Below are 13,736 nucleotides of genomic sequence, written 5' to 3'. Positions count from 1 at the left end.
CCGGGATGACCGGGGTGGCGGCTCCGGCCCGGTTCAGTCTGAACCAGGAGACCGTGCGGCAGTGGTCGCTGCCCGAGCTGGTGGCCGGGTGCGGTGCGGCCGGGGTGACGACGGTGGGGCTGTGGCGGGATCCGGTGCGCGGGTTCGGGGTGCGGGAGACGGCGCGGCTGGTCTCCGCCGCCGGACTGCGCGTCAGTTCCCTGTGCCGGGGCGGGTTCTTCACCGCCGCGGATCCCGCCGGGCGGGCGGCCGCGCTGGAGGAGAACCGCCGGGCCGTCGAGGAGGCGGCCGAGCTGGGGGCGGACGTCCTGGTCCTGGTCGCGGGCGGGCTGCCGGAGGGCGAGCGGGATCTCGCGGAGGCGCGGAGGCGGATCACCGGGTTCCTGGGCGACCTGGTTCCGTGGGCCGCCGGGCACGGGGTGCGGCTGGGGATCGAGCCGCTGCATCCGATGTTCGCGGCGGACCGCTGCGTGGTCTCCACGCTGGGGCAGGCCCTGGACATCGCCGAGCAGTTCCCGGCGGAGCGGGTCGGGGTTGTGGCCGACTCCTACCACCTGTGGTGGGACGAGCGGCTGGCCGCCGATCTGGGCCGGGCGGGTGCGGGCGGGCGGATCGTCTCCGTCCAGGTGGCCGACTGGGTGACTCCGCTCCCCGAGGGGGTCCTGCTGGGGCGGGGGCAGCTCGGGGACGGGTGCGTCGATCTGCGGTCCTTCCGGCAGCTGGCCGACCGGGCCGGGTACCGGGGGCCGGTGGAGGTGGAGATCTTCCATCCGGGCCTGTGGGCGCGGGACGGCCGTGAGGTGCTGCGGGAGGTGATCGCCCGCTACCGGGAGCACGTCGAATGAGGGAGGCGGCGCGCGGCCTGGGGGCGGGGGTGGGTTCGCGGTGGGGTGGTGCGGGGCGGCCGGGAGGGGGTGCCATAACGTGCCCGCATGGATCAGGAGCAGATACCCGGGGGCCCCGAGGGCACGGGCAGGCGGCGGTTCCTCGCCCTCGCGACGGGGACGGCCACCGCCGCCGGGCTCGGCTCGGTCGCCGGCTGCGCGAGCGGTGGGGACGGGACGAGCGGGGCCACTCTGAAGGGGAAGGGCGCGGGCAAGGGCTCGACGCCGGAGCCGGGTCCGGGCGGGTTCGACGTGAAGGCGGAGAACGCCCGGCCCGGCAACGCCGACTGGCGCGTGACGAAGGCCGGGCCCGCCCGGGCGATCGAGGGGTTCGCGGACCGGGTGAGCGTGCTGCCCGGGGAGTCGTTCGGGCTGCACGTGTCCACCACCGCGCCGCGGTTCACGGTCTCCGCGTACCGGATGGGCTGGTACGGCGGGGCCCGGGCGCGGCTGGTGTGGCGTTCCGAGGCGCTGCCCGGGGTCCGCCAGCCCGAGCCCGCGGTGGAGTCCGGCACTCGGATGGTCCGCACCCGGTGGCCGCGTACCGCCACGGTAGACACCAAGGGCTGGCCGGAGGGCTGCTACCTGCTGCGGCTGGACGCACAGGGCGGGGAGGGGCAGCGGTTCGTGCCGGTGACCGTCCGCTCGGCGGCCGCGGCGGGACGGACGGTGATGGTCAACGCGGTGGCGACCTGGCAGGCGTACAACCGCTGGGGCGGCTACGGCAGCTACGACGGCCCGAGCGGCGGATACGCCTCGCGTTCGCTGTCCGTGACCTTCGACCGGCCGTACGACTACGACGACGGGGCGGGGCTGTTCCTGGTGTACGAGGCGCCGCTGATCGCGCTCGCCGAGCGCCTCGGGATCCCCCTGGCGTACGCCACGACCACCGATGTGGCGCGCGAGCGGCGGCTGCTGGAGGGAGCCGCCGCGGTGCTGTCGCCCGGCCACGACGAGTACTGGTCGCCGGAGCAGCGCGCGCACGTCACCGCGGCCCGGGACGCGGGGAGCAACATCGCGATACTGGGCGCGAACTGCTGCTTCCGCCGCATCCGCCTGGAGCCCTCGGAGCTGGGCCCGGACCGTACGGTGGTCTGCTACAAGTCCTCGTACGAGCAGGACCCGGGCTTCAAGCGGGGGCATCCCGCGACCGTCGACTTCCGGTCCGCGCCGGGGGCCGACCCGGAGAGCTCGCTGCTCGGGGTGATCTACGACGGCTACCCGGTGGACGCCCCGTACGTGGTCACGAACCCGGGCCACTGGCTGTTCGAGGGGACGGGCGTGAAGGCGGGCGACGGCTTCGCGCACCTGGTCGGCGTGGAGTACGACAAGGTCAGCACGGGCTTTCCGACCCCGCGTCCGATCGAGATACTGGCCCACTCGCCGGTGGTGTGCGAGGGCCGGCCGAGCCATCAGGACACGGCCTACTACACCGTGCCGAGCGGGGCGGGGGTCTTCGCCACCGGAACGATGCGCTGGGTCGAGGCCCTGGACGCGACCGGCGACGGCCGCAGCGGCGCCAACCACGGCCTGGACGCCCGGGCAGGCGCGCTGACCACCCGGGTGACGGAGAACCTGCTGCGCGCCTTCGCCGCCGGCCCGGCCGGGAAGACGCACCCGGCTCAGGACAACGTCAACGCGGTGTACGGGGGTTCGTGAGGCAGGCCGGCGGCCGGAATTCGGTGGACCGCGCGCGATTGGGGTGCTTAGGATCAAGACGGCGGCATCGCGTGCCGGTCACCGGCCGGGTGAGGCATGGAGGTGCCGCGAGATGCCTTGTGGAGGCATTCACACATGTCCGTCCAGTTGAACCACACGATCGTCCACTCCCGTGACAACCGGGAGTCCGCCGTATTCCTGGCACACATCCTCGGTCTCGAAGTGGGCCCGGAGTGGGGCCCGTTCATTCCGGTGGAGACCGGGAACGGGGTGACCTTGGACTTCGCGACCAGCACCGCCGAGTCGATCACCACGCAGCACTACGCGTTCCTCATCTCGGAGGAGGAGTTCGACTCCGCCTTCGGGAAGATCCAGGCGGCCGGCGTCGAGTACTTCGCCGATCCGCACCGCAAGCAGCCGGGCGAGATCAACCACAACGACGGCGGCCGCGGGGTCTACTTCCTGGACCCCTCCGGACACGCCATGGAGATCATCACCCGCCCCTACGGCGGCTGACGACCCACCCCGCAGGGCCCGCGGCGCACCGCGTCGCGGGCCCTGCCCCCCGCCCGGGCCCCCCCCCCCCCCCCCGCCCCCCCGCCCCCCACCCCGCCCGCCGTCCTGCCCGTCACGCATCCGCCCGGAATCCTGGACAGATAGTCTGCGCGCAGATAATCTCTCCACAGAACGAATGACGGCGACGGAGGAGAACGCGCATGTGGACGTACGAGCACACCATCGAGACCACCGCCGCCCCCGCCGCGATCTGGCGCCTCTGGGCCGACGTCGAGCACTGGGGTGACTGGAACCCGGGGGTCGAGCGGATCGCGATCGACGGCCCCTTCGCGGCCGGCGCCCGCATCACGATGACCCCGCCCGGCGAGGACCCGATCCCGCTGGTCGTCGCCGAGGCCGTCCGCGACGAGAGCTTCGTCGACGAGGCCCGGTTCGGCGGGCTGCTGCTGCGCACGGTCCACCGGATCGACCCCGCCGGGGACGGACTGGTCCGCGTCACCTACCGGATGGAGATCTCCGGCCCGGGCGCCGACGAGACCGGCCCCGCGATCGGCCCCGGCATCACCGCCGACTGGCCCGAGACCATGGCCGCGCTGGCGGAGTCGGCGGCCCGCTGATGGCCCTCAGCCCCGGCGAGAGCCCCGGGTTCCTGCTCTGGCACGCCACCCTGCGCTGGCAGCGCGAGGTCTCCTCGGCGCTCACCCCGCTGGGCCTGACCCACGTGCAGTTCGTGCTCCTCGCCTGCGCCTGGTGGCTCAACGGCCAGGGTGAGCACCCCAACCAGCTCGCCCTGGCCCGCCAGGCCGGCACCGACGTCAAGATGACCTCCCAGGTGCTGCGCGCCCTGGAGCAGAAGGGCCTCGTCGAGCGCGAGGTCGACCCGGCCGACACCCGCGCGAAGCGGCTGCGCGTCACCGCCGCCGGGGCCGAACTCGCACCCCGGGCCGTCGCCGCCGTCGAGGAGGCCGACGCGCGCTTCTTCCGCACGGTCCCCCTCGACGAGGCGATGCCCCTGCTCAGGCGGCTGGCCCGGCCGGAGGAGTGAGACCGGCCCCACGAGCGGGAACCTCCTGCCGCCCCGGGAGGTAGACGATGCTCGGAGCGCCCGTCGCCGGATGGACGGCGATCCGGGTGGCCACCCCGTAGACCTCCGCCAGCAGCTCCTCCGTGAGCACCTGCCCCGGCGCACCCTCGGCCACCACCCGGCCGCCCGCCAGCACGTACAGCCGGTCGCAGAAGGACGCGGCGAGGTTGAGGTCGTGCAGGACGAGCAGGCCGGTCACGGGGAGCCGCCGGACCAGCCCCAGGACCTCCAGCTGGTAGCGGATGTCGAGGTGGTTCGTGGGCTCGTCCAGGGCGAGCAGCCCCGGTTCCTGGACGAGGGCGCGGGCGACGAGCGCGCGCTGCCGCTCCCCGCCCGAGAGCCCGTCGAAGCGGCGCCCGGCGAGGCCGGACACCCCGACCTCCTCCAGCGCCCGCGCGACGTGCCGCCGGTCGTCCGGGCCGTCCTGCTCCCAGAACCTCTTGTGCGGGCTGCGCCCCATGGACACGACCTCGCGGACCGTCAGACCGAAGGTGCCCGCCGCGTCCTGCGGTACCACCGCCACCCGCCGGGCGCGCTCCTTGACGCCCAGCGCCGAGACGTCGGCCCCGTCGAGCAGCACCCGGCCGGCGGTGGGCCGCAGGGTGCCGTAGACGCAGCGCAGCAGCGTCGTCTTGCCGCTGCCGTTCGGCCCGACGACCCCGACCGTCTCGCCGGGCCGGGCGGTGAGGCCGATCCCGTCCAGCAGCCTCCGCCCGTCGACCTCGTAACGCAGCCCCTCGACCGAGAGTTCCACCGGACGCCCCGTCATCCGGCCACCCCCTCGGCCCGGGTGGACCTGCGCAGCATCCACAGGAAGAACGGCCCGCCCGCCAGCGCGGTGACCACGCCGACGGGTATCTCCTCGGGCGCCGCCGCCGTGCGCGCCAGCAGGTCGGCCAGACTCAGGAAGACCGCCCCGGCGAGCGCGCAGACGGGCAGCAGCGCCCGGTGCCCGGCGCCCACCACCATGCGGGCGGCGTGCGGAACCATCAGCCCGACGAAGCCGATCGCCCCGCTGTAGGCCACCAGCACCCCGATGACCAGGGAGGTGAGGACGAACGCGGCCGCCCGGAAGCGGCCGGTGTCCAGGCCGAGGGTGCGGGCCCCCTCCTCCCCGGCGAGCAGCAGGTCCAGGGGGCGCGCGAGGGCGACGAGCAGGGCGGTGCCGGCGAGCAGCACGGCCGCCGGCAGGGCGAGTTCGTCCCAGCGGGCCCCGCCCAGGCCGCCCAGCGTCCAGAAGAGCACGGACCGGAGCTGGTCGGGGTGCGCGGACAGCACGAGGACCAGGCTGGTCAGCGCGGACAGGACGTACTGCACGGCCACCCCGGCCAGGATCAGCCGCCCGGTGGTCATCGTGCCGCCGCGCCGGGCCAGGGTGTAGACGGCGACGAGCGCGGCGAGGGAGCCGGCGAAGGCGGCCAGCGGGAGCCCGAGGGCGGTACCCGCCCCCACCCCGAGCACGATGACGACCACCGCCCCCGCCGACGCGCCCGAGGAGGCGCCCAGCAGGAAGGGGTCGGCGAGCGCGTTGCGGACGAGGGCCTGGAGCACGGCGCCGCAGACCGCGAGCCCGGCGCCGACCACGGCCCCGAGCAGCACGCGCGGCATCCGCACGTCCCACACGATGGAGGCGAAGGCGCCGCCCCGGGCCCGGGGCCCGGCCAGCAGGACGTCGAGCACCCGGCCGGGGGCGATGCGGACGGGGCCCAGGGCCAGCCCCGCCACCATCGAGGCGGCCAGCAAGAGCGCGAGGAGCACCAGGACGGCCGGGGTGCGGCGGCGTCCGGTCACGGGGCGTCGGGGTGCAGCTGGCGGCCGAGGGACTCGACCGCGTCGGCGACGCGCACGCCGAGGACGGCCGAGGACAGCGGCAGCACGACGAACCGGCGGTTCTTCACGGCGGGAACCTCCGCCAGCGCCGGATCGTTCAACAGGCGCTGCTTCTTGGCCTCCACGGGGGTGCCGCCGTAGTCGTAGATGAGGACGACCTCGGGCCGCCGCTCGATGACCTTCTCCCACGGCACGTCGCCGAAGGTGTCCTGGAGGTCGGCGAAGACGTTCGTCCCCCCGGCCAGGGAGACGATCTCGTTGCCGATGCCGTTGCCCCCGGAGGTGAAGGCGGAGGACTCTCCCGAGTCGTAGACGAAGACGGACGGGCGGGGCCGGTTCCCGACCCGGGCGGTGACGGCGTCGATCCGGCGCTGCTCGTCCTCGATGAGGGCCGTGCCGCGCTCGGGCACGCCGAAGGTCCGGGCGACCTCGGTGATCTCGGTCTTCAGCTGGGTGAGCCCGACGCGGCCCGGGGTGCAGTACTCCACGCTGAGCCGCGAGTCGATCCCGGACCTGGCCAGCCCCTCGCGGTCGCGGCCCTGCCCCTTGTCGAAGGCGCTGGAATAGCCGCCGTAGACGAAGTCGGGGTCGGCCGCGAGGAGGACCTCCTTCGACGGGTACTCCTTCGCCAGCACCTTGACGCCCGCGTAGGCGCTCCGGTAGGCGGGGAGGACGGCGTCGTCGAGGTAGGCGGTGCCGGCCATCCGGTCCTGGAGGCCGAGGGCCAGCATGATCTCGGTGGCGTGCTGGTTCATGGTGACGGCCCGCTCGGGCGGGGCCTGATAGGTGCTGGTCACACCGCAGTTGGTGACGGTGTACGGGAACCCGGGCGCGGACCGGGCGCCGGGGGCGGGCCCTTCCTCCCCGGGCGGACCGCCGCAGGCGGTCAGGGACAGCAGGAGCGCGAGCGCGGTGAGCGGGCGCGGGGCGGCGCGGAAACGCGGCATGGTGAGGCCTCTCCGGGGGATCCTCGTCCCCGGTCGAAGTGAAGAGGCGGTGCGTCAGTGTCTGACTCCCGGGACCCCGCGGAGGGGGTCGCCGGTCACAGTGGCGGGACCGCACCGGATTCACACCGGTTTCCTGTCCTGCACCGCCCGGGACAACCCGGCCAAGTCTGCCAGATGCCGCGTTTGCCCCGAAGGGGGGACCAAGGCGCCCCGAACCGCTCCGGGCGCCGGTGGCGGGAGCGGGCGGTACGGAGGATCGTGGGCGGCGAGGGGAGGTACGGAGGGCGAGGGGAGGTGCGGAGGAGGTCGGTGATGCGCCACGGCAGCCACACGGGCCACGAAGGTCCCGGGCACGGGGTCAGGACCGCCCATCTCCTCCTGGCCCCCGCCCTCGCGGTGCTGCTGCTCGGCGCGGGCACCGGCGGCTCCGGCGAGACCGTCTCCCTCGACGGCGACCGGCCCGGCGAGCGGCTCGACGTGACCCTCACCCGGGTCGTCGACCCCGCGGGCCCGGAGCCGGCGCGGGCCGGGGCCGACCGGCTGGTCGCCGTGGAGCTGCGCCTGGAGAACACGGGAACGGCCCCCTACGCGGACTCCCCCGCCCCGGCCGCGCACCTCCTGGACTCCACCGGGCGGCGCTTCACCGGCCTGAGCACCGCCACGGACGCGGGCCCCGCGCTCCCCGCCGCCGTCACCCTCGCCCCGGGCGGGTCGGCGACGGGCTACGTCGTCTTCCGGCTGCCGGCCGAAGCCCGCCCGGCGGCGGTGCAGTTCGCCCTGGACGCCGGGCTCGGCGACGACGTCGCCCACTGGAGCCTGTCGTGAGCCTGTCGTGATCCCCCGCCGGAACCGGCCGGAAATTACCTCGACGTATCTAGTGACTTAGCAGGCACCCGCCAGTAGAACTTGTTCCCACTCCGCCGAGAGTGAGGAACGCCACATGAGCGACAAAGGCCTGCACAACAAGGTGTCCAAGGGTGTCTCCCGACGTGGATTCATCGCTGGAACCGGTTCTCTTCTGGGGGCCATGGCCCTCAGCGTCAACGCCATCCCGGCCCGCGCCAATCCCGCCACCGGATCCGCCGTATCCAACCCGCCCATCGCGTCCGGGGACCGGGTCCCGGCCCTCGTCATCGGTACCGGCTACGGCGGCTCCGTCGCCGCGCTGCGGCTCGCCCAGGCCGGTGTCGACGTGCACATGATCGAGATGGGCATGGCCTGGGACACCCCGGGCACCGACGGCAAGATCTTCGCCAACACCACCAAGCCCGACTACCGCTCCTTCTGGCTGCGCACCCGCACGAAGGCGCCGCTGAGCAACTTCCTCGGCTTCCCCATCGACAAGGACGTCCCGAAGTACACGGGCATCCTCGACGCCGAGGAGATGGGCGGGATCATCGTCTACCAGGGCCGCGGCGTCGGCGGCGGCTCGCTCGTCAACGGCGGCATGGCGGTGACCCCCAAGCGGCAGAACTTCGCCGCCATCCTCCCCACGGTGGACGCCGAGGAGATGTACTCCACCTACTACCCCCGGGCCAACGCCGGGCTCGGCGTGGGCCTCATCGACCCCGACTGGTTCGAGACGGTGGACTGCTACCAGTTCGCCCGCGTCGGCCGCAAGCACGCCCAGCGCTCCGGCTTCCCCTTCGTGTTCGTGCCGGACGTCTACGACTGGGACTACATGAAGCAGGAGGTGGCCGGCACCGTCCCCAAGTCCGCCGTGGACGGGGAGATCCTCTACGGCAACAACGCCGGCAAGAAGTCCCTCCAGAAGACCTACCTCGCCGCCGCCCGGGCCACCGGCAAGGTGGCCGTCTCCCCCCTGCACCGGGTCACCACCGTCTCCCCCTCGGACGGTGGCGGCTACACGGTCGCCATGGAGGAGCTGAACACCACCGGCGACGTCGTCTCCGTCAAGACCGTCACCGCCGACCGGGTGTTCTTCGCCGCCGGCAGCGTCGGCACCAGCAAGCTCCTGGTCCGGCTGAAGGCCACCGGAGCCCTGCCGCTGCTCAACGACGAGATCGGCAAGGGCTGGGGGGACAACGGGAACGTCATGTGCGGCCGGGCGAACCACATGTGGGACCCCACCGGCAAGGTCCAGGCGTCCATCCCCTGCGGGGGCATCGACAACTGGGACGCGGGCGGCGCCTTCGCCGAGGTCGCCCCGCTGCCGACCGGCATCGAGACGTACGCCTCCTTCTACCTCTCCATCACCAAGAACCCCAACCGCGCCCAGTTCTCCTGGAACGCGGCGACGGGCAAGGTCGAGCTGAACTGGCAGACGGCCTGGAAGCAGCCGTCCATCGACATGGCGAAGACCATCTTCGACAAGATCAACGCGAAGGAGGGGACGATCTACCGCAGCGACCTCTTCGGCACCAACAAGATCTGGGGCGACCACCTCACGTACCACCCGCTCGGCGGGGCGGTCCTGGGCAAGGCGACCGACAACTACGGCCGTCTGCACGGCCACCCGGGCCTCTACGTCATCGACGGGGCGCTGATCCCCGGCAACACCAGCGTCAACCCGTTCGTGACGATCACGGCCCTGGCCGAGCGGAACATCGAGAAGATCATCGCCACCGACCTGTGACGCGGGGCGGTCACGGTCACCGGGGCCGGCCGGGCGCGGTACGCGCCCCGGCCGGCCCCGGCTCCGTTCAGCCGCCCGGCAGCACACAGACGCTGTCGAGGCCCAGGACGTGGTTGAGCCGGCCGAAGGCGAGCCAGGAGCCGATGCTCATGCTGAGCTCCACGATCTCCACCTGGCTGTAGTGCGCGGTCATCCGCTCCCAGAAGTCCTCGTCGAGGTTGTGGTGGTCCAGGGCGTAGCGCTCGGCGTATTCGGCGGCCAGCCGGGTGCGGTCGTCGAAGGCCTTGGTGGTGCGCCATGCGGTCACCGCGTCGGCGAAGCCCTCCTCGACCTTCTCGCCGTCGCGGTCGGTGCGCCAGTCCAGGCAGAAGACGCATCCGTTGATCTGCGCGATGCGCAGCCGGGCCGCCTCGAACTCGCGCAGGCCCAGGGTGGTGTGGGCGTAGACGGACAGGGAGAAGTTGGCGGCGGCCATGCCGATGCCGGGGACCAGGTCGCCCCACACGTACTCGATGGGGTGCTGCCCGTCGGGGACGTCGATCCTCATGGCTGTTTCCTTCCGAGTTTGCCGACTGCGGGGCGCAGCGGGACGTCGAGGGCGTCGTAGAGCCCGGGTTCCGCTTCCACCAGCCAGTCGATGGCGCCGACCAGCCGTCCGACGGCGGTGGCGTTGCCGCCCGCCGAGCGGTTCTCGCCCTCGTCGGTGGCCTCGACGGTCACCTCGATGCGGGGACGGCCCTCGATGACGACCCGGTGGGCACCGGCCCCGCCGTCGGGCGGGGCCGGCCAGTCGGGGGCGCAGGAGGCGTGGATGCGGGTGACGTGTTCGATGACGATGCGGGGTTCGCCGCCGACGATGCCCTGGACCTCGAAGCGGATGGCGCCCTGGGTACCGGCCTCGAACACGCCCATGGTGGGGGTGGTGACGGTGGTGTCGAGGGCGCGCCGGTCGGAGGTCTCGCGGATGTCGTCGAGTTCGACGCCGAGGGCGCGGGCCATCATCCGGATCTGGCCGCCCCACACCATCGTCGGGACGGAGGGCATGAGCATCATCGGCTCGTACTCCATGGGGTGTCCCATGCCGACCAGGTGGCGGACGGAGTCGGGCTGGTCGTAGGTGGAGTAGTCGAAGATCTCCTGGCAGCGGATCGCGTCCACCTCGGTGCCCAGTCCGCTCAGCAGGAGCGGGAGCACGTCGTTGCCCCAGCCGGGGTCGACGCCGGAGGCGAAGAGGGAGCCGCCGCCCTCGGCTATCGCCGCGAGCACCGGGTCGCGGAACTCCGGCGGGGCGCTGCGGTGGTCGTAGAGGGGGTAGAGGGCCGGGCTGACGACGGCCGCGCCGGCGGCGACGGCCCGGGTGATGTCGGCGAGGGCGTCGTCGGGGCGGACGTCGCCGGACGCCGCGTAGACGACGGCCGCCGGGCGGGCGGCGAGCACCGCCCCGACGTCGTCGGTCGCCGCCACCCCCAGCCGGCGGTCGAGCCCGGCGAGTTCGCCCGCGTCGCGGCCGACCTTGGCGGGGTTGTGGACGATGACTGCCGTGAGTTCGAGCGCCGGGTGGGCCTCGACGGCGCGGATCGCCGCGCGGCCTACGTTGCCCGTGCCCCAGACCACCGTGGGAATCATGCGCGGAGGGTAGCGACGGGGCGCGGAGGAGCCCAGGGGCGCGGAGGATGTTTTTCGGACCGGCCGCACCCTGGACTCCGGGCGCGGAGAAAGGATTCGGCGGGGCCGCTACCCGCCCCGTACGCTCCCCCGGCATGAGCATGAGGAATTCCACGGTACGGGCGGTCAACCGGCTCACGGCGCGCTGGGCCGCAGCCCACGGCGGTGACGCCGGTACGGTCTTCACCGCGGCCGGGGTCTGGCCGCTGCTCGCCCCGCTCGCGGACGGGGCGGCGGGCCCGGCCCGGGCGGAGCTGGCGGAGGCCCTGGGCATACCCGCCGAGCGGGCGGCGGGGGCGGCGCGGGAGCTGCTGGCCGCGCTGGACGGCGTACGCGGGCTGCGGTCCGCGACGGCCCTGTGGACCCGGGCGGACCTGCCGCTGGAGCCGGCCTGGCTGGAACGGCTCGCACCAGGGAGCCACGGCACCCTGAGCGGCACCGCGGAGGCAGGCCACAAGGCGCTGGACGCGTGGGCCGACCGGCGGACGGGCGGGCTGGTCAAGCACATGCCGGTCACGCTGACCGAGGGCCCGGACGGGACGCGGCTGGTGCTGGCTTCGGCCCTCACGCTGAAGACGAAGTGGGTCCGGCCGTTCTTCGAGTGGCCCCGCGAGCCGTCCGAAGGCCCCTGGTCCGGGCGGTCCCTGCAGATGCTGCACCGCACCACGGCCCTGCCGGACCGGGCCGCGGTGGCGGAAGGGCCGCACGGGGCGGTGACCCTGCTGGAGGTGGTCGGGGACACCGGCGTGGACGTCCACCTGCTGCTGGGCGAAGCCGGCGCCGGGCCCGGCGGGGTCCTCACCACCGGCGTCGAAGCCGTCACCCGCGCCCGGCCGGTCACCCCCGCGAGCCTGCTCCCGGAGGGCCGCCCCGGTCCCGGACTCACCGTCACCAGGGAGCTCGCGCTGACGCCCGAGCCCCGGCTCGTGGTCGAGACCCCCGCCTTCGAGGTGCGGGCCGAGCACGACCTCCTGCGGCGGGCCCGGCTGTTCGGCCTGGAGGCGGCGTGCGACAACAGCCGCGGCCACTTCCCCGGAGTCGGATCCGAGCCCCTGGCCGTCGGTTCGGCCCGGCAGTCGGCGATGGCCCGGTTCCGGGCGGAGGGCTTCGAGGCCGCGGCGGTCACCGCCGTCGGCATGGCGGTGGGCTGCGCCGCGCCCCCGCGCCTGCGCTACCGCACCCGCCGGGTCGAGGTGTCCTTCGACCGCCCCTTCGGATTCCTCGCCGTGCACCGCACCTCGCGGCTGGTCCTGGCGGCCGGCTGGGTCAGTGATCCGCTCCCGTACGCGCGGCCGCCGGAGAAGACGCTGGAGGAGAAGTTGCGGGAGGAAGAGGAGGCCTGGGCGGAAGAGGAGTAGGGGGCGCCAGCGTCGCGGCCAGCGCCGCCGTCTGCGCGAAGGAGGGGACGCGGCCGGTGCCGCCGCGCCCCGACACCGACAGGGAGGCCGCGGCGACGCCGTGGGCCACCGCCTCCGGGAGCGGGTCGCCGAGGGCGAGCCGGGCGGTGGCGGTGCCGGTGAAGCAGTCCCCGGCGCCGGTGGCGTCGACGGGATCGGGGTTCACCGGGACGGCGTGGTACGCCGCCCGGGCGCCCTCGTCCAGGAGCACCCGGCCTGCCCCGGCGGTGACGGCGACGGCGCGGGCGCCCAGCGCCCGGTAGCGGGCGGCGGCGGTGAGGGGGTCGTCGGTGTCGACGAGGGCGAGGGCGTCGGCGGGACAGGAGGTCTTGAGCAGCCCCGTCAGCGGGGCCATCGCCGCCAGCAGGGAGCGGGCCCCGGCCCGTCCGGTCAGCCGGGGGCGGAAGTTGGGGTCGTACGTGACGTGGCCGCCGGCCCCGTGGACGGTGCGGGCGGCTTCGAGCACCGCCTCGCGGCTGGTCGGGGAGAGCGCGCCGGCGATCCCGCCCGTGATGAGCGCTCCGGCTCCGGTCAGGAGCTCCCGCCAGGCCTCGACGTGGGCCGGGGAGAGGGTGGATCCGGCGCTGCGGGTGCGCCAGTAGACGAACTCGCGCTCCCCGTCGGTGTCCGCGCTGAGCAGGTAGGCGCCGTTGGGGTGGGGGGCGCGGTGGACGTGCGAGACGTCCACGCCCAGCTCGGCGGCCCGGCGCAGCAGCGGGACGCTCAGCTCGTCCTCGCCGACGACCGCGAGCAGCGCGGTACGGGCCCCCGCCGCCGCGGCGGCGGCAGCGGCGTTGAGGGCGTCACCGGAGTAGGAGATCCGGGCGGCGGTCCCGTCGGCGGCTTCGCGCAGCGGGGCGTCGGCGTGGACCTCGACGAGCACCTCGCCGAGCACGAGGACGTCGTACGACCCGGCGGCCACGGCTACGCCTCCCCACCCGGTGCGGCGGACCCCCGGGTGTCTACGGGCACCCCCGGCACCGCCCGCCCGGCACCCGGCGGCGCGGCCCCGGCCCCCGCCGAACGCGCGGCCCGGTCCGGCACGACCGGTCCGGCCTCCGGGACGTCCGGAACCCCGCCCGGCGCGGCGGGGCGCGCGGCCAGCGCGTCCGGGACCCCGCCCGGCGCGGCGGGGTGCGCCTCCGGGACGTACGGGAC

General features: G+C 74.4%; 14 protein-coding genes, 1 pseudogene and 1 riboswitch. Of the genes and pseudogenes, 8 read left to right on the top strand and 7 right to left on the bottom strand.

Features of this window, described 5'->3' with window-relative positions:
• The first annotated feature begins 5 nt into the window (after window positions 1–5).
• From ACFVXK_RS14660 to ACFVXK_RS14640, 5 genes are all read left to right on the top strand, one after another.
• Entirely contained in the window at window positions 6–845 is an 840-nt protein-coding gene (locus ACFVXK_RS14660) for a sugar phosphate isomerase/epimerase family protein (protein ID WP_389611904.1), read from the top strand.
• A gap of 87 nt (window positions 846–932) precedes the next feature.
• Window positions 933–2,543, top strand: a complete 1,611-nt coding sequence (locus tag ACFVXK_RS14655) for a N,N-dimethylformamidase beta subunit family domain-containing protein (RefSeq protein ID WP_389611875.1) — start codon at window positions 933–935, stop codon at window positions 2,541–2,543.
• A 135-nt stretch (window positions 2,544–2,678) separates the two neighbouring features.
• Window positions 2,679–3,059 carry a VOC family protein gene (locus ACFVXK_RS14650; protein WP_389611874.1) on the top strand — a complete coding sequence of 127 codons (381 nt, stop codon included), beginning with the start codon at window positions 2,679–2,681 and terminating at the stop codon, window positions 3,057–3,059.
• A gap of 200 nt (window positions 3,060–3,259) precedes the next feature.
• Window positions 3,260–3,676 carry an SRPBCC family protein gene (locus ACFVXK_RS14645; protein ID WP_389611873.1) on the top strand — a complete coding sequence of 139 codons (417 nt, stop codon included), beginning with the start codon at window positions 3,260–3,262 and terminating at the stop codon, window positions 3,674–3,676.
• Window positions 3,676–4,104, top strand: a complete 429-nt coding sequence (locus ACFVXK_RS14640; protein ID WP_389611872.1) for a MarR family winged helix-turn-helix transcriptional regulator — start codon at window positions 3,676–3,678, stop codon at window positions 4,102–4,104. Before ACFVXK_RS14645 ends, ACFVXK_RS14640 begins: the two co-directional genes overlap by 1 nt.
• On the opposite strand, the gene ACFVXK_RS14635 is transcribed toward ACFVXK_RS14640, so the two are convergent.
• Genes ACFVXK_RS14635 through ACFVXK_RS14625 form a run of 3 tightly spaced genes read right to left on the bottom strand, consistent with a single transcriptional unit; the run spans window position 4,076 to window position 6,920 of the window.
• Window positions 4,076–4,912: an ABC transporter ATP-binding protein gene (locus ACFVXK_RS14635; protein WP_389611871.1), complete on the bottom strand. Its 837-nt coding sequence runs from the start codon at window positions 4,910–4,912 to the stop codon at window positions 4,076–4,078. The two genes, ACFVXK_RS14640 and ACFVXK_RS14635, sit on opposite strands and share 29 nt — an antisense overlap.
• Window positions 4,909–5,871 (bottom strand): FecCD family ABC transporter permease, encoded by a 963-nt coding sequence (locus tag ACFVXK_RS14630; RefSeq protein WP_389611903.1) that lies wholly within the window; start codon window positions 5,869–5,871, stop codon window positions 4,909–4,911. Before ACFVXK_RS14630 ends, ACFVXK_RS14635 begins: the two co-directional genes overlap by 4 nt.
• A gap of 59 nt (window positions 5,872–5,930) precedes the next feature.
• On the bottom strand, window positions 5,931–6,920 hold the full coding sequence (locus ACFVXK_RS14625) for an ABC transporter substrate-binding protein (protein ID WP_389611869.1): 990 nt from the start codon (window positions 6,918–6,920) through the stop codon (window positions 5,931–5,933).
• Window positions 6,921–6,955: 35 nt separating this feature from the next.
• A riboswitch (cobalamin riboswitch) is annotated at window positions 6,956–7,095 on the bottom strand.
• Between the two features lie 137 nt (window positions 7,096–7,232).
• Between ACFVXK_RS14625 and ACFVXK_RS14620 the strand changes: the two genes are divergently transcribed.
• The gene (locus ACFVXK_RS14620; RefSeq protein ID WP_389611868.1) at window positions 7,233–7,745 is read left to right on the top strand and encodes a DUF4352 domain-containing protein; all 513 of its coding nucleotides are present in this window, start codon (window positions 7,233–7,235) and stop codon (window positions 7,743–7,745) included.
• Between the two features lie 115 nt (window positions 7,746–7,860).
• Entirely contained in the window at window positions 7,861–9,516 is a 1,656-nt protein-coding gene (locus ACFVXK_RS14615; protein WP_389611867.1) for a GMC oxidoreductase, read from the top strand.
• 67 nt (window positions 9,517–9,583) lie between these two features.
• On the opposite strand, the gene ACFVXK_RS14610 is transcribed toward ACFVXK_RS14615, so the two are convergent.
• Together ACFVXK_RS14610 and ACFVXK_RS14605 are read right to left on the bottom strand one after the other, a co-directional pair.
• Window positions 9,584–10,063, bottom strand: a complete 480-nt coding sequence (locus ACFVXK_RS14610; RefSeq protein WP_389611866.1) for a carboxymuconolactone decarboxylase family protein — start codon at window positions 10,061–10,063, stop codon at window positions 9,584–9,586.
• Window positions 10,060–11,142 carry a dihydrodipicolinate reductase gene (locus ACFVXK_RS14605; protein WP_389611865.1) on the bottom strand — a complete coding sequence of 361 codons (1,083 nt, stop codon included), beginning with the start codon at window positions 11,140–11,142 and terminating at the stop codon, window positions 10,060–10,062. Before ACFVXK_RS14605 ends, ACFVXK_RS14610 begins: the two co-directional genes overlap by 4 nt.
• Before the next feature lie 134 nt (window positions 11,143–11,276).
• Here ACFVXK_RS14605 and ACFVXK_RS14600 point away from each other — a divergent pair, with 134 nt between their 5' ends.
• A complete protein-coding gene (locus ACFVXK_RS14600; RefSeq protein WP_389611864.1) occupies window positions 11,277–12,539 on the top strand; it encodes a serpin family protein in 1,263 nt (420 codons plus the stop codon).
• Here ACFVXK_RS14600 and ACFVXK_RS14595 read toward each other — a convergent pair.
• Together ACFVXK_RS14595 and ACFVXK_RS14590 are read right to left on the bottom strand one after the other, a co-directional pair.
• Window positions 12,448–13,500: a carbohydrate kinase family protein gene (locus ACFVXK_RS14595; protein WP_389611863.1), complete on the bottom strand. Its 1,053-nt coding sequence runs from the start codon at window positions 13,498–13,500 to the stop codon at window positions 12,448–12,450. The genes ACFVXK_RS14600 and ACFVXK_RS14595 overlap by 92 nt on opposite strands.
• A gap of 2 nt (window positions 13,501–13,502) precedes the next feature.
• Window positions 13,503–13,736 (bottom strand): annotated as a pseudogene (locus ACFVXK_RS14590) (response regulator); the annotation flags it as partial.

The sequence above is a fragment of the Streptomyces sp. NPDC058157 genome, from assembly GCF_042884105.1.
GTDB lineage: Bacteria > Actinomycetota > Actinomycetes > Streptomycetales > Streptomycetaceae > Streptomyces.
Note: the sequence above shows the minus strand (reverse complement) of the source record. Positions and strands in the feature narration are given on the sequence as shown.